The organism is Streptomyces sp. KL109B (assembly GCF_030766935.1).
In the GTDB taxonomy this organism is placed as follows: Bacteria; Actinomycetota; Actinomycetes; order Streptomycetales; family Streptomycetaceae; genus Streptomyces.
The window spans coordinates 737,653-756,714 of sequence record NZ_JASERL010000001.1 but is presented as its reverse complement, the minus strand read 5'-3'; the positions used below and the strand labels follow the sequence as shown (position 1 = coordinate 756,714).

The 19,062-nt window shown below is 70.7% G+C and carries 19 protein-coding genes; 9 read left to right on the top strand and 10 right to left on the bottom strand.

The genetic code is table 11. The features are described 5' to 3' along the window. Positions 1-41: 41 nt before the first annotated feature. Together RBJ65_RS03640 and RBJ65_RS03635 are read right to left on the bottom strand one after the other, a co-directional pair. Entirely contained in the window at positions 42-1,295 is a 1,254-nt protein-coding gene (locus RBJ65_RS03640) for an Ig-like domain-containing protein (protein ID WP_306317758.1), read from the bottom strand. 235 nt (positions 1,296-1,530) lie between these two features. After that, on the bottom strand, positions 1,531-1,881 hold the full coding sequence (locus RBJ65_RS03635; RefSeq protein WP_306317757.1) for a hypothetical protein: 351 nt from the start codon (positions 1,879-1,881) through the stop codon (positions 1,531-1,533). Between the two features lie 108 nt (positions 1,882-1,989). Here RBJ65_RS03635 and RBJ65_RS03630 point away from each other — a divergent pair, with 108 nt between their 5' ends. Next, positions 1,990-2,274 carry a hypothetical protein gene (locus RBJ65_RS03630; RefSeq protein ID WP_306317756.1) on the top strand — a complete coding sequence of 95 codons (285 nt, stop codon included), beginning with the start codon at positions 1,990-1,992 and terminating at the stop codon, positions 2,272-2,274. Positions 2,275-2,344: 70 nt separating this feature from the next. Here the strand turns inward: RBJ65_RS03630 and hutH are convergent, their stop codons facing one another. The 5 genes from hutH to RBJ65_RS03605 form a co-directional block, all read right to left on the bottom strand. Then, positions 2,345-3,937, bottom strand: a complete 1,593-nt coding sequence (gene hutH, locus RBJ65_RS03625) for a histidine ammonia-lyase (protein ID WP_306317755.1) — start codon at positions 3,935-3,937, stop codon at positions 2,345-2,347. 68 nt (positions 3,938-4,005) lie between these two features. Continuing rightward, positions 4,006-5,157 carry a GGDEF domain-containing protein gene (locus RBJ65_RS03620; protein WP_306317754.1) on the bottom strand — a complete coding sequence of 384 codons (1,152 nt, stop codon included), beginning with the start codon at positions 5,155-5,157 and terminating at the stop codon, positions 4,006-4,008. 102 nt (positions 5,158-5,259) lie between these two features. Further along, on the bottom strand, positions 5,260-6,063 hold the full coding sequence (locus RBJ65_RS03615; protein ID WP_306317753.1) for an enoyl-CoA hydratase/isomerase family protein: 804 nt from the start codon (positions 6,061-6,063) through the stop codon (positions 5,260-5,262). 40 nt (positions 6,064-6,103) lie between these two features. Next, complete coding sequence (locus RBJ65_RS03610) at positions 6,104-7,234, bottom strand: adenylate/guanylate cyclase domain-containing protein (RefSeq protein ID WP_306317752.1); 1,131 nt, start codon at positions 7,232-7,234, stop codon at positions 6,104-6,106. Between the two features lie 398 nt (positions 7,235-7,632). Then, positions 7,633-8,505 carry a biotin--[acetyl-CoA-carboxylase] ligase gene (locus RBJ65_RS03605; protein ID WP_306317751.1) on the bottom strand — a complete coding sequence of 291 codons (873 nt, stop codon included), beginning with the start codon at positions 8,503-8,505 and terminating at the stop codon, positions 7,633-7,635. A 159-nt stretch (positions 8,506-8,664) separates the two neighbouring features. Between RBJ65_RS03605 and RBJ65_RS03600 the strand changes: the two genes are divergently transcribed. The 4 genes from RBJ65_RS03600 to RBJ65_RS03585 all read left to right on the top strand — a co-directional run bounded on the left by RBJ65_RS03600 (position 8,665) and on the right by RBJ65_RS03585 (position 11,370). Next, entirely contained in the window at positions 8,665-10,269 is a 1,605-nt protein-coding gene (locus RBJ65_RS03600) for an acyl-CoA carboxylase subunit beta (RefSeq protein ID WP_306317750.1), read from the top strand. A gap of 11 nt (positions 10,270-10,280) precedes the next feature. Further along, on the top strand, positions 10,281-10,496 hold the full coding sequence (locus RBJ65_RS03595) for an acyl-CoA carboxylase subunit epsilon (protein ID WP_306317749.1): 216 nt from the start codon (positions 10,281-10,283) through the stop codon (positions 10,494-10,496). A 108-nt stretch (positions 10,497-10,604) separates the two neighbouring features. Continuing rightward, positions 10,605-10,733 carry a morphogenic membrane protein MmpB gene (gene mmpB / locus RBJ65_RS03590; RefSeq protein ID WP_306317748.1) on the top strand — a complete coding sequence of 43 codons (129 nt, stop codon included), beginning with the start codon at positions 10,605-10,607 and terminating at the stop codon, positions 10,731-10,733. A 25-nt stretch (positions 10,734-10,758) separates the two neighbouring features. Continuing rightward, entirely contained in the window at positions 10,759-11,370 is a 612-nt protein-coding gene (locus RBJ65_RS03585; protein ID WP_306317747.1) for a nucleoside triphosphate pyrophosphatase, read from the top strand. Here RBJ65_RS03585 and RBJ65_RS03580 read toward each other — a convergent pair. Next, positions 11,342-11,812 carry a hypothetical protein gene (locus RBJ65_RS03580; protein WP_372341217.1) on the bottom strand — a complete coding sequence of 157 codons (471 nt, stop codon included), beginning with the start codon at positions 11,810-11,812 and terminating at the stop codon, positions 11,342-11,344. The two genes, RBJ65_RS03585 and RBJ65_RS03580, sit on opposite strands and share 29 nt — an antisense overlap. A gap of 444 nt (positions 11,813-12,256) precedes the next feature. Between RBJ65_RS03580 and RBJ65_RS03575 the strand changes: the two genes are divergently transcribed. Beyond that, entirely contained in the window at positions 12,257-14,029 is a 1,773-nt protein-coding gene (locus RBJ65_RS03575; protein ID WP_306317745.1) for a biotin carboxylase N-terminal domain-containing protein, read from the top strand. A gap of 152 nt (positions 14,030-14,181) precedes the next feature. Continuing rightward, entirely contained in the window at positions 14,182-14,760 is a 579-nt protein-coding gene (locus tag RBJ65_RS03570; protein WP_372341216.1) for a TetR/AcrR family transcriptional regulator, read from the top strand. A gap of 132 nt (positions 14,761-14,892) precedes the next feature. Here the strand turns inward: RBJ65_RS03570 and RBJ65_RS03565 are convergent, their stop codons facing one another. Beyond that, positions 14,893-15,858 (bottom strand): DeoR/GlpR family DNA-binding transcription regulator, encoded by a 966-nt coding sequence (locus tag RBJ65_RS03565; protein ID WP_306317744.1) that lies wholly within the window; start codon positions 15,856-15,858, stop codon positions 14,893-14,895. A 185-nt stretch (positions 15,859-16,043) separates the two neighbouring features. Beyond that, positions 16,044-17,492 (bottom strand): NAD(P)H-quinone dehydrogenase, encoded by a 1,449-nt coding sequence (locus tag RBJ65_RS03560; protein WP_306317743.1) that lies wholly within the window; start codon positions 17,490-17,492, stop codon positions 16,044-16,046. Positions 17,493-17,622: 130 nt separating this feature from the next. Between RBJ65_RS03560 and RBJ65_RS03555 the strand changes: the two genes are divergently transcribed. Together RBJ65_RS03555 and RBJ65_RS03550 are read left to right on the top strand one after the other, a co-directional pair. Next, entirely contained in the window at positions 17,623-18,060 is a 438-nt protein-coding gene (locus tag RBJ65_RS03555; protein WP_306317742.1) for a gamma-glutamylcyclotransferase, read from the top strand. A 105-nt stretch (positions 18,061-18,165) separates the two neighbouring features. After that, positions 18,166-18,990 carry a purine-nucleoside phosphorylase gene (locus tag RBJ65_RS03550; RefSeq protein ID WP_306317741.1) on the top strand — a complete coding sequence of 275 codons (825 nt, stop codon included), beginning with the start codon at positions 18,166-18,168 and terminating at the stop codon, positions 18,988-18,990. The last annotated feature ends 72 nt before the right edge of the window (positions 18,991-19,062 follow it).

The window sequence follows — 19,062 nt, the reverse complement described above, 5'->3', positions numbered from 1 at the left end:
TCCCGCTGCGGCGAATCGGCAGAAGTACGACTCGGGGGTCGTTACTCGGCGGAACCGGCCTTCCACTGCGACCAGCTCAGGTTCCAGCCGTTGAGGCCGTTGTCGGGCTGGACGGTCTTGTCGCCGGTGTTCTTCACGATGACGACGTCGCCGACCATCGAGTTGTTGTAGAACCAGGCGCCCGGGGTGCTCGGGTCATTGGCGCCCTTGGCGTCCTGGAGGCCGACGCAGCCGTGGCTGGTGTTGGCGCCGCCGAAGATCGACTTGGCGCCCCAGTAGTTGCCATGGATGAAGGTGCCGGAGTTCGACAGGCGCATCGCGTGCGGCACGTCCTTGATGTCGTACTCGCCCTTGCCGTCGTCGTCCGTGAAGCCGACCGTCGCACCGTTCATCCGGGTCTCCTTGAACTTCTCGGAGATCACCATCTGACCCTCGTACGTCTTGTTGTCCGGGGAGCCGGCCGAGATCGGGATCGTCTTGACCTTCTTCCCGTCCCGCGTGACGGTCATCATCTTGGTCTTGGCGTCGACCGTGGAGACCTGGTCGCGCCCGATCTTGAACGACACGGTCTTCTGCTGCACACCGGTCACGCCGTCGGCGCCCTCGACCCCGTCAAGGTCGAGCTTCATCGTGACGGTGGAGCCGCCCTTCCAGTAGTCCTCGGGGCGGAAGTCGAGCCGGGTGTCGTTGAACCAGTGCCCGACGACCTCCTGCCCGCTGCTGGAGGTCACGGTGATGTGGTCCTGGACGTCGGCCTTGTTGCTGATCGCCTTGTCGAAATTGATGGAGACCGGCATGCCGACGCCGACGGTCGAACCGTCCTCCGGCGTGAAGTTGCCGATGAAGCTGTTGGCCGGGGACACCGTCGTGAACTGCGAGTTCTCGTGCGCGGCGCGGCCGTCGGAGTCCTTGGCCTCGGCGGCGATCTTGTACGTCGTGGCGCGCTCGAGCTGGTTCGTGGGCTTCCAGCTCTTCTTGTCCGCGGAGATCTGACCGTCGACCTTCGTACCGTCGGTCGTGGTCATGGAAACGTCGGTGAGCGAGCCCTTGCTCACGGTGACCTTCGCGGCGTTGTTGATGCTCGCGTTGTCGGAGCCGTCCTTGGGCGCGATCTTGATGTCGGCCTCGGAGGTCTTCTTCGCGGCGGCCTCGTCGGCCTGCGCCTGCGACTCCTTCTTGCCCGAACCGCCGTCGCCACCGCCACACGCCGTGAGCACGAGCACACCGCCGAGCAGCGCGGACGCGGCCATCAGGCCTTTGCGCCGCTTACCGTCCGTTATCACACGCTTCTCCATAGTCGCCGAATTTCCCGACTTCGCCGAATTCCCCGGCTGTCGACCGCCCCGAGCCCGGTCGACAGCGGGCCCAAGAGGACACAGCTGTCCCCTCGTACCCACTCAACGCCGTGACCGGTTCGTCCCGTTCCCGAGGAGCGGCCGATGTGGGCGAAGCCACTCCGGAACCTCCCCCACCAGGGACGACAAAACCCTGGGCAACGGTTGCCGCCCAGGGTTCCCGTTTCAAGGGCCGCTACACGCCGTCCCCGTCGTCCCTCTGCCCGTCCTCCTCCTCATCATCCTCGTCCAGGTCCCAATCCGGCGAGTCGGGGTCGTAGTCGACCTGCTCGCTCGACCAGGAGGCCTGCACCAGCTCGGCGCCCGGAACGTCGGCGACCAGATCGAAGGGATCCACGAGGTACGCGACCGCCTCCGCCTCGTCCTCCTCGACGGCGCTCACCGAGTGCGCCCGCTCCTCGGGCCCCGGCCCCTCGTCCTCCGCGATCCGCTGCAGCGCGGCCCCGGTCAGCGCCTCCGCGTCACCGACCTCCAGCACCAATTCCACCTTCAGCCGAACAAAGCGTGACGTCTCATCAGTGGTCATGGCCGGAGCGTACGACTCTTCGCACTCGTGACTTTCCTGTGACCCGCGTCTTTCACTAACATCAGCCCACACGGCCAATTAGCCAGCGCCACAAGGGGGATCGCTTCCGTGTCAGCCGCACGTCGCTCACTGTTCACCGCCTCCGCGGCCGCGGCGCTCCTCGGCGCGCTGTGGTTCGTTCCCACCGCGACGGCGACCCCCGAGCACTTCGCCCATGCCGACCAGCAGCGCACCGCCACGGTGGTCACCGAGCAGTCGGACCGCCAACTGCGGCTCGCCGACACGGGGCAGGTGGACACGACGCCGTATGTGATCGGCGGTTCGGTGTTCCTCGGTGTGGGCGTCGGGTTCGTGGCGTACTCGGTGCGCAGGGGCAGGGCGTACGAGGCGTAGGAGACGGAAGAGGGCGGCGCGAACAGGCTGTCGCGCCGCCCCTTCATGTCGTACGGATCGTACGGACCGGTCAGCCCAGCGGGCCCGTGACTGTCTCAACTGCCGTCACCAGCGCGCCACTTCGGACGAACTCGTCCGCCGCCGCCAGGTCCGGGGCGAGGAAGCGGTCCGGTCCCGGGCCCTGGACGCCCGCCTTGCGGGCCGCCGTGATGGCGGCGGTGGAGGCGGGGGCCGGGGTGAGGCCCTCGCGGAGTTCGATGCCGCGGGTGGCGGCGTAGAGCTCGACCGCGACGACGCGGGTCAGGTTGTCGACCGCCGTGCGCAGCTTGCGGGCCGCGGACCAGCCCATGGAGACGTGGTCCTCCTGCATCGCCGAGGACGGGATGGAGTCGGCGGAGGCGGGGACCGCGAGCCGCTTCAACTCGCTGACCAGGGCGGCCTGCGTGTACTGGGCGATCATCAGGCCCGAGTCCACGCCCGCGTCGTCCGCGAGGAACGGCGGCAGGCCGTGCGAGCGGTTCTTGTCGAGGAGGCGGTCCGTGCGGCGTTCGGTGATCGAGCCGAGGTCCGCTGCCGCGATGGCGAGGAAGTCGAGGACGTAGGCGACCGGGGCGCCGTGGAAGTTGCCGTTGGACTCGACACGGCCGTCGGGGAGGACGACCGGGTTGTCGACGGCCGCGGCCAGCTCCCGCTCGGCGACCAGCGCGGCGTGCGCCATCGTGTCCCGGCCCGCGCCCGCGACCTGCGGGGCGCACCGCACCGAGTACGCGTCCTGCACGCGCGGCGCGTCGTCCTGATGGTGCCCCGTGAGACCCGAACCGGCCAGCACGGCAAGCATGTTGGCGGCGGAGACGGCCTGGCCCGGGTGCGGGCGGATGTCGTGCAGCTCGGGCCGCAGGACCTTCTCCGTACCGAGCAGGGCTTCGAGGGAGAGGGCGGCCGTGATGTCGGCGGCCTTGTAGAGGTTGTCGAGGTCGGCGAGGGCCATGACCAGCATGCCGAGCATGCCGTCGGTGCCGTTGAGGAGGGCGAGGCCCTCCTTCTCGCGCAGCTCGACGGGGGTGATCCCGTGCTCGGCGAGCAGCTCACCGGCCGGCTTCACGACACCGTCGGGGCCCTCCGCGTCGCCCTCGCCCATGAGCGTGAGCGCGCAGTGCGAGAGCGGGGCGAGGTCCCCGGAGCAGCCGAGGGAGCCGTACTCGTGGACGACCGGGGTGATGCCCGCGTTCAGCACGTCCGCCATGGTCTGTGCGACCTCGGGGCGTACGCCGGTGTGGCCGGAGCAGACCGTCTTGAGGCGCAGGAACATCAGCGCGCGCACGACCTCGCGCTCGACGCGCGGGCCCATCCCCGCGGCGTGCGAGCGCACGATGTTGCGCTGCAGCTGGGCGCGGAGTTCGGTGCTGATGTGCCGGGTGGCGAGCGCGCCGAACCCGGTGGAGACGCCGTAGACGGGCTCCGGTTTGGCGGCGAGCGCGTCGACGATCTCGCGGGCGGCGGCCAGCGCGGCCACGGCCTCCTCGGAGAGCTCGATACGGGCGCCCTGGCGCGCGACGGCGACGACATCGGCTGCGGTGACCCCGGCGTCCCGCCCGTCTCCCACCACCACCCTTTCAATGCCGCGCTGCGCGCCTTCCCCATTCACCACAGTGTGCATATCCATATTCAGGAGCGTACGCAGTGAATCTCAAGATGTCACGACCGGGTTCGGGGTTGGCCCCTTACGCGTGTTCACTCATGTTCGAGGCCCCTGATCCGCCGCCGCTCCCCGTCCCCCGACACGGGCGGCGGGGAGTCCGCGAGCCGGACCACCGGGTCGTCGAGGCCGCCGTCCCGCCCGGCCACCACCGGTTTCGCCGCGCGCAGCGCCTTCGCCTTGTACTGCGCGGCGTCCGCGAGCCGGAACAGCCGCCGCGCGCTGCTGACCTCGCCGATCGGGTCCCCGGTCGACGCGATGCCGACGGCCACCCCGTCGCCGTGGTCAAGGTCGGCGGCGCGCGCGCAGATCTCCTCGCCCACCCGCGCCACCTCGTCGGCCGAGGGCCCCACGACGACGAGCGAGAACTCGTCGCCGCCGAGCCGCGCGGCGAGGGCCCCCGGCAGCATCGCCCCGCACAGCGAGAGCACGGAGCCGAACCGTTCGAGGAGCCGGTCGCCCGCCGCGTGCCCGAAGGTGTCATTGACCCGCTTCAGCCCGTTGAGGTCGCAGACCACGAGGCTGACCACGGAGCCGTCCGCCCGGTGCCGTTCCACGGCCTCGTCGAGGCGTATGTCGACGGCGCGGCGGTTGGCGAGGCCGGTCAGGGCGTCGGTGAAGGCGAGCTTGCGCGCCTCCTCCAGGCGTTCGGTCTGCGCGATGCCGGCCGCGACGACCGCCGCGAGCACGGTGGCGAAGTCGGCGTCGGCCCGGCCGAACACCTCGTCCCCGGTCGGCCGCGCCACATACAGCTCGCCCCAGGCCCGCCCGTGCAGCACGATCGGCGCGACGACGCACGCGCCGCGCCCCCGGCGACGTAGCGCGGCGACCCGCTGATGGCAGTAGCCGCCCGGCCCGACGGGCCCATCGGCGGTCTCGACCCAGGCGTCCGGCTCGCCGCCCTTGGCCCACCGCTCGTGCAGAAACTCGGTGATCTCCGGGAACTGGTGCACCGGATAGGCCTCGCCGTCGGGGAACTCCTCCTCCCCCTCGGCCAGCTCTCCTACGTTGACCAGCACGCGCAGCCGTCCGCGCTCGCGCTCCCACACGGACAGCGCGGCGAAGCTCCCGGACAGCGCCCGACAGGCGCCGAGCGCGGCCGCCCGCCAGGAGTCGCGCGGAGTCCGCGCAGCGGCCATGCCCTGCGCCAGCGTCACCACGGCGCGTAGCCGAACGTCCTCACCCATCACTCAAGAGTAAGGAGAATTCCGGCATTTTGGTGAATTCAGTACGTAGAACCGGGGTCTACGCCGGAGTAGAAATCACCCTCTGTTATCCGCGCTGTCCGCTCACTCGCCGGGCCAGCGCGGCGCCCGCTTCTCGTTGAACGCCGCGACACCCTCGGCCCGGTCCCCGGAGAACGCCACGGACCGCCACGCCGCGTCCTCCACCTCAAGACCGGCCCGCAGGTCGAGCCCGTGCCCGAGGCGCAGCGCCTTCTTCGACGCGCGCAGCCCGACCGGCGAGTTGACGGCGATCCGCGCGGCGAGCGCCAGCGCCTCGTCCCGGTCCGCGCCCGCCGCCACGACCTGGTCGACGAGCCCCAGCTCCCCGGCCTCGGCCGCCCGCACCCGGCGCGCCGTGAAGACCAGCTCGGCGGCGCGCGCCGCACCGACGCGGCGCGGCAGCAGCTGCGTACCGCCGCCGCCGGGGATCACGCCGACCGACACCTCGGGAAGGCCCACCACGGCCGAATCGTCGGCCACGATCAGATCGCAGGCGAGCGCCAGCTCGAACCCGCCACCGAGCGCGAAGCCGTGCACGGCCGCGATCGTCGGCATCGGCAGTTCGAGAACGCCCGTGTACGCGGCGCGCGTGACGGGCCGCTGCCGCAGCAGCTCGGCGTCGGAGAAGGAGTTCCGTTCCTTGAGATCGGCCCCGACGCAGAAGGCCCGCTCGGCGCTGGAGGTCAGGACGACGACCCGGACATCCCGGTCCCCCGCCAGCGCCTCGCACGCACCGGCGATGGAACGGGCCATGTCGCTCGACACGGCGTTCATCGCCTTCGGCCGGTCGAGCACCAACTCGGCGACGGTGCCCTCCTCATGCGCCCGCACCGCCACGAACTCGCCGAACCGCCGCTCGTCACCCATGACACGCCCTTTCCGTTAACGATGGTTAACGGAAAGAATCTCAGGTGCGCCGGGTCAGCGTCCAGGGCTCGACGACCCCGAGGCCGCGCACGGGCCGCTGCCACATGGGCTGCAGGGCGAAGCGGTACGTCGGCGGTTCCTCGCCGGCCTCCTTCGCCTTCTGCGCCTCTGCGGCGGCCTCCGCCTCCGAGGTGGGCGTCTCCCCGATCCTGATCAGCTCCTGGGCGAAGGCGCCGTCCACCAGGACGTTGTCCCGTGGCGCTATCGACGTGAGGCGGCTCGCGAGGTTCACGGTCGAGCCGAAGACATCGCCCATGCGCGTGGTGACCGTGCCGAAGGCGATGCCGACGCGCAGCTCGGGCATCGTCTCGTCGTTGCTCATCGTCTCGATGAGGCGCAGCGCGATCTCGCTCGCGATGCCGGCGTCGTCGGCGGCGAACAGGACCTCGTCGCCGAGCGTCTTGACGAGCCGCCCGCCGTGCGCGGCGACGAGGTCCGCGGCGGTCGTCTCGAAGGCCTCGACGAGCTCGCCGAGCTCCTCTTCCTCCATACGTCGGGTCAGCCGCGTGAACCCGACGAGGTCGGCGAACCCGACGGCGAGCCGCCGGTCGACCATCTCCTCGTCGTCACCGGCCTGTACGACGCGTCCGGTGGCGGCGGCAAGCTGCCGCCGCCACACATACACAAGGAACTCCTCCAGCTCCGGCAGGAGCAGTTCCATCAGCGGGTACGTGACCTCGGTGCGGGTCATGCCGGGTTCCGGGGGCTCGGTGAGCCCTTCCAGGAACGAGTCGATCTGCCACTCGGCGAGGCGCGCGGTGGTCTGCCCGGTGGACCGGGCGACCTGCACGGCCATGGCCTCGCTCAGCAGCCCGGCCTCTACGAGCCCGGCGAGCCGCCGCAACGCGAGGACATCGGCCTCCGTGAGGGCCTTGGCCTGCCCGATGTCGGCGAATCCCATGGCCCGCCAGAACCGCGAGGCCAACTCCATGGAGACGCCCGCGCTGCGCGCCGCCTGGAACGGGGTGTATCTGCGCTCGGCCCCGAGGATCAGCCCTTCGAGCCGCAGAGCGAGGGGGTCCTCGGTGTTCTCTCCCTCTTGCTCGACTCCCTCCGGTTCGTCGGGGTCAGTGGGGGCGCCCGTGCCGGAGCCCGAGTCGTCGACGGTCACGCCTGCTGCCCTTCCGATCTGCCGCGGTCAGGTATCGACCGCGCTCAACTCTACGGCAGCCCCTGTGCGCCACGTCACTCCGCTCATCTGCGGGTGGCGTCCGCCCCGTCGCCGCTGGGGAGCCGCGAGCGACCTCTGCGCGAGCGCACGCCACCCGTGGCCGGGCGCGCAGTTCCCCGCGCCCCTTACGCATGCGGCTCCGCCGCTGCTCCAGGGGCGCCCCTGAGTTGGCGCACGGAGTGCGCCTTTCAGGGGCACGGGGAACTGCGCGCCCAACCCCGCCGGCCCGCAACACGACACGGGGCACACCCCGCCTCCCCAAGGTCCTTAAGGGGCGCGGGGAACTGCGCGCCCAGCCACGGCCGACCGGAACACGGCAAGACGCGGCCCCCGGGGCCCTACGCCGGCCGCAAGTGGACGATGTCGCCCGCCCCGACCGGCTCCCGGCCCCCGGCCTCCGTCGCGATCACCAGCCGCCCGTCCCCGTCCACGGCCACCGCCTCCCCCACCAGATCCCGGTCCCCCGGCAACATCGCCCGCACCTGACGCCCGAGCGTCACGCACCCCGCCGCATACGTCTCCTGCACCCCGGACAACCCCGGATCCCCCTCGGCCGCACACCACTCCACGTACCACCGCTCCAGCGACCGCAGCACCGCCCGCAACACCGGCTCCCGGTCGGAGACCTTCGCCCCGGCCAGCGCCAGCGACCCCGCCGTGGGCACCGGCAACTCCTCCGCCCGCAGCGACACATTGAGCCCGACCCCGATCACGACCCCGTCCGCCCCGGCCCGCTCCAGCAGGATGCCGCCGGCCTTGCGCTCCTCACCGTCGACCGTGAGCAGCACGTCGTTCGGCCACTTCAGCCCCGTGTCGACCCCGGCCGCCGAGGACAGCGCCGTCGCCACCGCCACCCCCGTGAGCAGCGGCAGCCACCCCCACCGCGCCACCGGCACCTCGTGCTCCCCGGGCTTGAGCAGCACCGAGAAGAACAGCCCGGACCGCGGCGGAGCCGACCAGCTCCGGTCGAGCCGCCCGCGCGCCGCGCTCTGCTCCTCGGCGACGCGCACGGTGCCCTCCGGCACGGGCCCCGCCGAGGCCCGCTCCACCAGATCCGTGTTCGTGGACCCCGTACGGGGCACCACCTCCACGGACGACCACAGTCCCCCTTCCCGTACGAGAGACCTCCTCAGCCCGGCCTCGGACAGCGGGGGTCGCTCCAGGTCGGACCAGGGGTTTGCGGGCACGTCTGAACCATCTCGCGGCGTCATGCAACCCAGCCTAGGTGTGGCAAAGACCGCACTGCTGAACGGTATTCAGGCCACTACGCTACGAATCAGTAGCCCCACTCCCCCTTTTGAACCATCCCCCACCCACCCCCGAACCGTCCCCCGTGAGCAGCGTCGAAGCAGGCAGGGAGCCGCATCCCGATGTCCGAGTTGGAACAGCCGACAGCGCAGATCGACATCCACACCACCGCAGGCAAGATCGAGGATCTGCGGCGCCGGATCGACGAGGCGACCCACGCCGGGTCCGCCCGCGCGGTCGAAAAGCAGCACGCCAAAGGCAAGTTGACCGCACGTGAGCGGATCGAGCTGCTGCTCGACGAGGACTCCTTCGTGGAGCTGGACGAGTTCGCCCGGCACCGCTCCACGGACTTCGGCCTCGATGCCAACAAGCCGTACGGCGACGGTGTCGTGACCGGATACGGGACCGTGGACGGCCGCCCCGTGGCCGTGTTCTCGCAGGACTTCACGGTCTTCGGCGGGGCCCTCGGCGAGGTCTTCGGGCAGAAGATCATGAAGGTGATGGACTTCGCGCTGAAGACCGGCTGCCCGGTCATCGGCATCAACGACTCCGGCGGCGCCCGCATCCAGGAGGGCGTCATGGCCCTCGGCATGTACGGCGAGATCTTCCGCCGCAACACGCACGCGTCAGGTGTCATCCCGCAGATCTCGCTCGTGGTCGGCCCGTGCGCGGGCGGCGCCGTCTACTCCCCCGCCATCACCGACTTCACGGTCATGGTCGACCAGACCAGCCACATGTTCATCACCGGGCCCGACGTCATCAAGACGGTCACCGGTGAGGACGTCGGCTTCGAGGAGCTGGGCGGCGCCCGCGCGCACAACAGCCGTTCCGGTGTCGCGCACCACATGGCGGGTGACGAGAAGGACGCGATCGAGTACATCAAGTCGCTGCTGTCCTACCTCCCGTCGAACAATCTGAGCGAGCCGCCCGCCTTCCCCGAGGAGGCCGACCTCGAACTCACCGACGAGGACCGCGAGCTCGACACCCTCATCCCGGACAGCGCGAACCAGCCGTACGACATGCGCACGGCGATCGAGCACGTCCTGGACGACGCCGACTTCTTCGAGACGCAGTCGCTGTTCGCGCCGAACATCATCACCGGCTTCGGCCGCGTCGAGGGCCGCCCGGTCGGCATCGTCGCCAACCAGCCGATGCAGTTCGCCGGTTGCCTCGACATCCACGCGAGCGAAAAGGCCGCGCGGTTCGTTCGGACGTGTGACGCCTTCAATGTGCCGGTGCTGACCTTCGTCGACGTGCCGGGCTTCCTGCCGGGCGTCGAGCAGGAGCACGAGGGCATCATCCGGCGCGGCGCCAAGCTGATCTTCGCGTACGCCGAGGCCACCGTGCCGCTCATCACGATCATCACGCGCAAGGCCTTCGGCGGCGCGTACGACGTCATGGGCTCCAAGCACCTGGGCGCCGACCTCAACCTGGCCTGGCCCACCGCGCAGATCGCCGTCATGGGCGCGCAGGGCGCGGTCAACATCCTGCACCGCAAGACGATCGCGGCGGCCGAGGCCGACGGGAACGTCGAGGAGACCCGCGCCCAGCTCATCCAGGACTACGAGGACACCCTCCTCAACCCCTACACGGCGGCCGAGCGCGGCTACATCGACGCCGTGGTCATGCCCTCCGACACCCGCTCGCACGTGGTGCGCGGCCTGCGTCAGCTGCGTACGAAGCGGGAATCCCTGCCCCCGAAGAAGCACGGCAACATCCCGCTGTAAGGAGCGCCGCTGTGATGATCAAGGTCGTACGGGGCAATCCGACCCCCGAGGAGCTGGCCGCCGCGCTCGCGGTGGTGCAGGCCCGCGCCGCGGCGGTCCCGGACGCCCCGGCCGAAGCGGCGGACCGGGACGCGGCGGGCGCGTGGTCCGACCCCTCCCGCATCGCCAGGCACCGGCTGCCGGCGCCTGGGGCGTCGAGCTGGTCGCGTACGTACTGGCCGTCGTGACCACGTACGGGCCCGAGTACCGGCCCGCGTGAATTAGTCCCTACGTACCGGGGCGCCTGAGTACGCGTACTCAGGCGCCCCGCTCGCGCGGGCACCACCATGCTGTATGTGCTGTGGTCCGACCCCGATGACGAGCCCCCAGAGGAGCTCCGCGAAACGCAGGCGATGCTGCGGCGCGCGGGTTTCGTCGTGGCTCTGGCCATGGTCGCCCTGTTCCTGATGCTGGGGTTCGGGTAGCGCCGCCGTGGATAACCTGAGGCGCATGACTGCTCCACGCCGCCTGATCCTGGCCTCCCAGTCCCCCGCCCGTCTCGGTCTGCTGCGGCAGGCCGGGTTCGCCCCCGAGGTGATCGTCAGCGGGGTCGACGAGGACGCCGTGACGGCCCCGACGCCCGCCGAACTCGCCCTCGCCCTCGCCGAGGCCAAGGCCTCCGTGGTCGCGGCGCGGCCGGAGGCCGGCGGCGCCGTCGTCATCGGCTGCGACTCCGTGCTCGACCTCGACGGCGAGGCGCTCGGCAAGCCCGCCGACGCCGAGGAGGCCACGGCCCGCTGGAAGTCGATGCGCGGCCGGGCCGGAACGCTCCAGACGGGCCACTGCGTGTACGACACGGCGAGCGGCCGGTACTCCTCCGGCACCGCCTCCACCGTCGTCCGCTTCGGCGAGCCGAGCGACGCGGAGATCGCCGCGTACGTGGCGACGGGCGAACCCCTCTACGTGGCGGGCGCGTTCACCCTGGACGGCCGCTCCGCCCCGTTCATCGACGGCATCGACGGCGACCACGGCAACGTGATCGGCCTCTCGCTGCCGCTGGTCCGCCGCCTCCTCGCCGAACTGGGCGTCGGCATCACGGAGTTGTGGGCGCCGGCGGAGTAGCCGGGCCCTGCTCCCCCTGCTGGTTCCCCTGTTCGTTCCCGTGCTCGTGTCCCTGCCGGTCGTACGCCACCAGCGTCAGCACCAGCAGGGCGAGCACGACCATCAGCAGTACGAAGCTGAACCAGCCCACCAGGCTGATCGAGAACGCGCCCAGCAGTCCGTGCACGACGGCCGCGCTGATCAGCAGGATCCGCCCGAATCCGCCGGGCGCCCGGTCAGTGATCGCGGTGCGCGCGAGCACGATCCCGCACAGCACCAGATAGAGCCCGAACAGGCCGCCCGCTATCCACGCGCCCGTCGACATCGCCCGCGGGTCGAGCCCCGCGAGGGACATGTCCTGGTTGTCGACCACCAGGCCGAGGAACCAGTTCAGGAGAACGATCCCGAACGCCTCCACGATCAACACGATCGCGGCCACCCACGCCACCGGCCTCCGTGCCACCGGTCCCACCCACTTCCGCTGACTGTTACCGCTAGTACGGCCAAGACATCCCGAACGCTACTAACGGGTAAACCTCCGGACAAGGGTTCTGCGGAAGGCAAAGAATCGTTGGGCCATTCGTAGGGACTCCACAAAGAATGCCGATGGGGCGCAGCACGGTCTCACAGAGACCTTGGCCACAGGGCCGGGCTAGGGTGGCCGTGAGGGATCGCGCATATCCAGGCGCGACAAGGGATTTCACGGGTCGAGCGAGCCCCGAGTGACACTCCGTGTGGGCAAGCTCACCCTTGGGGACGGGTCGTGGCGCCGTGTCGGCAGTCCCTAAACTCAGCTTGTTTCAGTGAGTCAAGCTTCACGGTGACCCGCCGACCGCCCCGGCTCGGGCGAGCACGGCCGGGGGTCCGGGGGATGCCCCCGGGAAGACACAGCAAGGAGGGAGCCATCGTGCGCAAGGTGCTCATCGCCAACCGTGGCGAAATCGCTGTCCGCGTGGCCCGGGCGTGCCGGGACGCGGGGATCGCGAGCGTTGCCGTCTACGCCGAGCCGGACCGGGACGCCCTGCACGTCCGTGCGGCCGACGAGGCCTTCGCCCTTGGCGGCGACACCCCGGCGAGCAGCTACCTGGACATCGCCAAGGTGCTGCAGGCCGCCAAGGACTCCGGCGCGGACGCGATCCACCCCGGGTACGGATTCCTGTCGGAGAACGCCGAGTTCGCCCAGGCCGTCCTCGACGCGAACCTGATCTGGATCGGTCCGCCGCCGCACGCCATCCGTGACCTCGGCGACAAGGTCGCCGCGCGGCACATCGCGCAGCGCGCGGGCGCCCCGCTGGTCGCGGGCACCCCGGACCCGGTGGAGGGCGCCGACGAGGTCGTGGCGTTCGCCGAGGAGCACGGCCTGCCGATCGCGATCAAGGCCGCGTTCGGTGGCGGCGGCCGCGGCCTGAAGGTCGCCCGCACCCTCGAAGAGGTCCCCGAGCTGTACGACTCCGCGGTGCGCGAGGCCGTCGCGGCGTTCGGCCGCGGCGAGTGCTTCGTCGAGCGCTACCTCGACAAGCCGCGCCACGTGGAGACGCAGTGCCTGGCCGACCAGCACGGCAACGTCGTGGTCGTGTCGACCCGTGACTGCTCGCTGCAGCGCCGCCACCAGAAGCTGGTGGAGGAGGCCCCGGCCCCGTTCCTGAACGAGGCGCAGCTGGAGCAGCTGTACTCGTCCTCGAAGGCGATCCTGAAGGAGGCCGGTTACGTCGGCGCGGGAACGGTCGAGTTCCTGGTCGGCGCGGACGGCACGATCTCCTTCCTGGAGGTCAACACCCGCCTCCAGGTGGAGCACCCGGTCACCGAGGAGGTCGCCGGCATCGACCTCGTACGCGAGATGTTCCGTATCGCGGACGGCGAGGAGCTCGGCTACGACGACCCCGAACTGCGCGGCCACTCCTTCGAGTTCCGCATCAACGGCGAGGACCCGGGCCGGAACTTCCTGCCCGCGCCCGGCACCGTCACGAAGTTCGACCCGCCCGCAGGACCCGGTGTCCGCCTGGACGCGGGCGTCGAGTCCGGCTCGGTCATCGGCCCGGCGTGGGACTCCCTGCTCGCCAAGCTGATCGTCACGGGCCGCACCCGCAAGGAGGCCCTGGAGCGCTCCGCGCGCGCCCTGGCCGAGTTCGACGTCGAGGGCATGGCGACCGCCATCCCCTTCCACCGCAAGGTCGTCACCGACCCGGCCTTCGCCCCCGAACTGACCGGCGGCGAGGACCCGTTCACGATCTACACCCGCTGGATCGAGACCGAGTTCGTCAACGACATCGAGCCGTTCGCCGCCCCGGCGGCCGGTGAGGACGAGGACGAGGCGGGCCGCGAGAACATCGTCGTCGAGGTCGGCGGCAAGCGCCTGGAGGTCTCCCTCCCGGCCGGGATGGGCATGTCCCTGGCGCGTACGGGCCTCAACGCGGGAGCCAAGCCGAAGCGCCGCGCCGCCAAGAAGTCCGGCTCGGCCGTCTCCGGCGACACCCTCGCCTCCCCGATGCAGGGCACGATCGTGAAGATCGCGGTCGAGGAGGGCCAGGAGGTCAAGGAGGGCGACCTCGTCGTCGTCCTGGAGGCCATGAAGATGGAACAGCCCCTGAATGCCCACAAGTCGGGCACCATCAAGGGCCTGTCCGCCGAGATCGGCGCCTCGCTCACGTCGGGCGCCGCGATCTGCGAGATCAAGGACTGACGCCCACAAGCCCACAAGCCCACAACAGGCGTACGCCGAGGGCCCGTCGACCGGTGCGGTCGACGGGCCCTCGGCCGTGCCTTTGCCCTCCGCGCCGCTCCAGCGCGGCGATCGGGCATCCTTGAAAGCCGGCGTACGCCCAGGGAGGCCCGATGACGACAGCCGAGCACGATCGCTCGCGCCGGATGCGCGCCGACGCGCGCCGCAATTACGATCGGCTGCTCGCCCAGGCCCGTATCGCGTTCGCCGAGCACGGCACGGGGGCGTCCCTGGAGGATGTGGCGCGGGGTGCCGGGGTCGGCATCGGCACGCTGTACCGGCACTTCCCGAACCGGCACGCGCTGATGAGCGCGGTCTTCGAGGAGGCGGTGAGCGACCTGCTCGACCGGTCCCGTGCGCTGCTCGACGCCCCGCAGCCGTGCGCGGCGCTCGTCACCTGGCTGCGCGAGATCATCACGCACGCGAGCGAATACCGGGGGCTTTCGCGGGCCCTCATGTCGGCGTCGCAGGACGCGAGTTCGGCGCTGGCGCGGTGCAGTGATCCCATGCGGGAGGCGGGCCAGGCGTTGCTCTCGCGAGCGCAGCGGGTGGGGGCGGTGCGGTCCGACGTCTCCATCACGGATCTCCTGCAGCTCACGAACGCGATCGCGCTCGCGGCGGAGGAGACTCCGTCGGACCCGGGGTTGGCGGATCGACTGTTGCGCCTCACGCTCCGCGGCATCACGGACTGACCCACGGCACCGTGGTGACGCCCCTGGGGCGCTGCCCCAGACCCCGCTGCTCAATCGCCGCAGGGGCTTGATCTTTCCAGCCCCTCCGGCGATTGAGGAGCGGGGTCCGGGGCGGAGCCCCGGCCTTTGACGTCAGCGGCGGCGGAGGTCGGCGACGCGGGCCGGGCGGTCCGGGCCCACGTCCAACGCGGCAGCGCTCCGCAACGAATGCCCGCCCCCACCAGGAAGCTGCCCCCTCCGCTGCCCCGGCAACGGCACATCCCGCCGCGCCTGACGCGCCGGGACGGATTCGCCGCCCCCGGGCGACTCCTCCGCCCCGGCCCCCGCGACAGCGACCTGCACACCCTGATCGGCCAAGGCCTGAAGCTCCGTGGCGGCCCGGTCGTCGTGCGTCGGAGGCTCATCGGTCACGAGCCGCGTGATCACATCGGTCGGCACGGTCTGGAACATCGTGTCCGTACCGAGCTTGGAGTGATCCGCGAGCACGACGACCTCGGACGCCGCCTGCACGAGCGCCCGGTCCACGGACGCCGACAGCATGTTGGACGTGGACAGGCCGCGCTCGGCGGTCAGGCCGCTGCCGCTCAGGAAGGCGCGGGAGACTCTCAGCCCCTGAAGGGACTGCTCCGCCCCGCTGCCCACCAGCGCGTAGTTGGAACCCCGCAGCGTGCCACCGGTCATGACGACCTCGACGCGGTTGGCGTGGGCGAGCGCCTGCGCCACCAGGAGGGAGTTGGTGACGACGGTCAGCCCCGGCACACGCGCGAGCCGGCGGGCCAGCTCCTGCGTGGTCGTCCCCGCGCCCACCACGATGGCCTCGCCCTCTTCGACGAGACCCGCGGCGAGATCGGCGATGGCCGTCTTCTCTGCGGTCGCGAGATGTGACTTCTGCGGAAAGCCGGACTCCCGCGTGAATCCGCCCGGCAATACCGCACCGCCATGCCGGCGGTCGAGGAGTCCTTCTGCCTCCAGTGCGCGCACGTCCCGCCGTACGGTCACTTCAGAGGTCTGGACGACGCGGGCGAGCTCACGGAGCGAAACGGCTCCGTTGGCTCGCACCATTTCGAGGATCAATTGACGACGTTCTGCAGCGAACACGAAACTGACAGTAACCCCAACGACCGTCTGGTTTCAGCAGTTTGCGCCGAATTACAGATTCTGTTCACACCGGAACGGTAGAGGTGGTATAGGCGCGACACCGCGCCTACCCGCATCGCCTATGCCCCCCGCATGGGCCGCAACTCACCGTGACCTGCGGCCCGTTGGCGGAATTCAGCCGTACGTCAGCTCTCTTCGGCGATCTTCCGCGTGTGCAGCTGCCGCGCCACTTCGGCGATCGAGCCGGAGAGCGAGGGGTACACGGTGAACGTGTTCGCGATCTGCTCGACCGTCAGATTGTTGTCGACCGCGATCGAGATGGGGTGGATCAGTTCCGAAGCGCGCGGCGCGACGACCACTCCGCCGACCACGATCCCCGTACCCGGACGGCAGAAGATCTTGACGAAGCCGTCCCGGATGCCCTGCATCTTCGCGCGCGGGTTGCGCAGCAGCGGCAGCTTGACGGCGCGGGCGTCGATCTTCCCGGAGTCGACGTCGGCCTGCGTGTAGCCGACGGTCGCGATCTCCGGGTCGGTGAAGACGTTCGACGAGACCGTCTTGAGGTTCAGCGGCGTCACCGCGTCGCCCAGGAAGTGGTACATCGCGATGCGGCCCTGCATCGCGGCGACGGACGCGAGGGCGAAGACGCCGGTCACGTCACCGGCCGCGTACACGCCGGGAGCGGTGGTGCGGGAGACCTTGTCGGTCCAGATGTGTCCGGACTCCTTCAGCTTCACCCCCGCCTCCTCCAGGCCGAGGCCCTCGCTGTTGGGCACGGCGCCGACGGCCATCAGGCAGTGCGTACCGGTGATGACCCGGCCGTCGGAGAGCGTGACCTCGACGCGGTCGCCGACGCGCTTGGCGGAGGCGGCGCGGGAGCGGGCCATGACGTTCATGCCGCGGCGCCGGAACACGTCCTCCAGGACGGCCGCCGCGTCCGGGTCCTCGCCCGGCAGCACGCGGTCGCGCGACGAGACGAGCGTGACCTTCGAACCGAGCGCCTGATACGCGCCGGCGAACTCGGCACCGGTGACACCGGAACCGACCACGATGAGCTCCTCGGGGAGCTCGTCCAGGTCGTACACCTGCGTCCAGTTGAAGATCCGCTCGCCGTCCGGCTGCGCGTCCGCGAGCTCGCGCGGGTGGCCGCCGGTGCACAGCAGCACGGCGTCGGCGACGAGGGTCTCCTCGGTGCCGTCGGCGGCGGTGACGATCACCTTGCGGGAGCCGTCGAGCGCCTGCTGACCGTCGAGGCGCCCCTTGCCGCGCATCACGCGCGCACCCGCGCGCGTGACGGAAGCGGTGATGTCGTGGGACTGGGCGAGCGCGAGGCGCTTCACACGGCGGTTGACCTTGCCGAGGTCCACACCGACGACGCGGGCCGGGCTGTCCGGGTCCGGGGTGTCGTCCTCGACGATGATGCCGAGTTCTTCGTACGAGGAGTCGAAGGTGGTCATCACCTCGGCGGTCGCGATCAAGGTCTTCGACGGTACGCAGTCGGTGAGCACCGACGCCCCGCCGAGGCCGTCGCAGTCGACGACGGTCACCTCCGCGCCGAGGGACGCGGCCACCAGTGCCGCCTCGTATCCGCCAGGTCCGCCGCCAATGATCACGATCCGAGTCACGTACTCCATTGTCCCGCACGCTTCAAGCCCGCACAGAGCCGGGGCCCCCGTCCGGACGTCATGAACGCGTATCTCCTCTTAAGAGGGGTGCTTCCGTTACTCACGAGACACCTGGGCCGTCTGACGTACTCTCGATTCCATGTCGCTCTACGCCGCGTACGCCGGCAATCTCGACGCGCGGCTCATGACGCGCCGCGCCCCGCACTCGCCGCTGCGCGCGACCGGCTGGCTGAACGGCTGGCGGCTCACGTTCGGAGGCGAGCACATGGGCTGGGAGGGCGCGCTCGCCACCATCGTCGAGGCGCCGCGTTCACAGGTCTTCGTCGCGCTGTACGACATCGCCCCGATGGACGAGGACTCGATGGACCGCTGGGAGGGTGTCGGCCTCGACATCTACCGGCGGATGCGGGTCCGCGTGGACACCCTGGAGGGCGAGGAGCCCGCGTGGGTCTACGTACTGAACGGCTACGAGGGCGGCCTGCCCTCCGCGCGCTATCTCGGCGAGATCGCCGACGCGGCGGAATCGGCGGGCGCGCCGCACGACTACGCGATGGAACTCCGCAAAAGGCCCTGCTGAGGCCGGACCGGCGTCCCTGGTTGTCGGAAACGACAAGGCAACGATCCCAAGGACGTGACCTCCGACATCTACGCGCGTAGGCAACGACAGGCTACCCTCGTCGACGTGAACGCTTCTCTTACTCCGGACAACGTCCTGGCCGACCCGTACGCCGCCGCCGACGCCGCAGCCGCGCGGCTGCGCGAGCTGACGGGGGCCGAGACCCACGACGTCGCCCTCGTGATGGGCTCCGGCTGGGCGCCGGCCTCCGAGGCGCTCGGCGAGCCCGTCGCCGAATTCCCCTTCACCGAGCTGCCCGGCTTCACCGGTGCGGCGGTGGCGGGCCACGGCGGCAAGGTCCGCTCGTACCAGGTCGGCGAGAAGCGCGCCCTGGTCTACCTGGGCCGCACGCACTTCTACGAGGGCCGTGGCGTCGCCGCGGTCGCGCACGGCGTGCGCACCGCCGCCGCCGCGGGCTGCAAGACCATCGTGCTCACCAACGGCTGCGGCGGCCTGCGCCAGGGCATGCGCCCCGGCCAGCCGGTGCTCATCTCCGACCACATCAACCTGACCGCGGCCTCCCCGATCGTCGGCGCCAACTTCGTCGACCTGACGGACCTGTACTCCCCCCGCCTGCGCGCGCTGTGCAAGGAGATCGACCCGAGCCTCGAAGAGGGCGTCTACGCCCAGTTCACCGGCCCGCACTACGAGACCCCCGCCGAGGTCCGGATGGCCGGCATCCTCGGCGCCGACCTCGTCGGCATGTCCACCACCCTGGAGGCCATCGCGGCCCGCGAGGCGGGCGCGGAGGTCCTCGGCATCTCCCTCGTCACCAACCTCGCGGCGGGCCTCTCCGGCGAACCCCTCAACCACGAAGAGGTCCTCCAGGCCGGCCGCGATTCGGCCTCCGCCATGGGCGACCTCCTGACCAAGGTCCTCGCAAAGATCTGACCCCGGCCCGGCCATTCAAGCGCCGGTCCGGAAAATCAAGCGCCGGTCCGGAAAATCAAGCCCCGCCGGCGA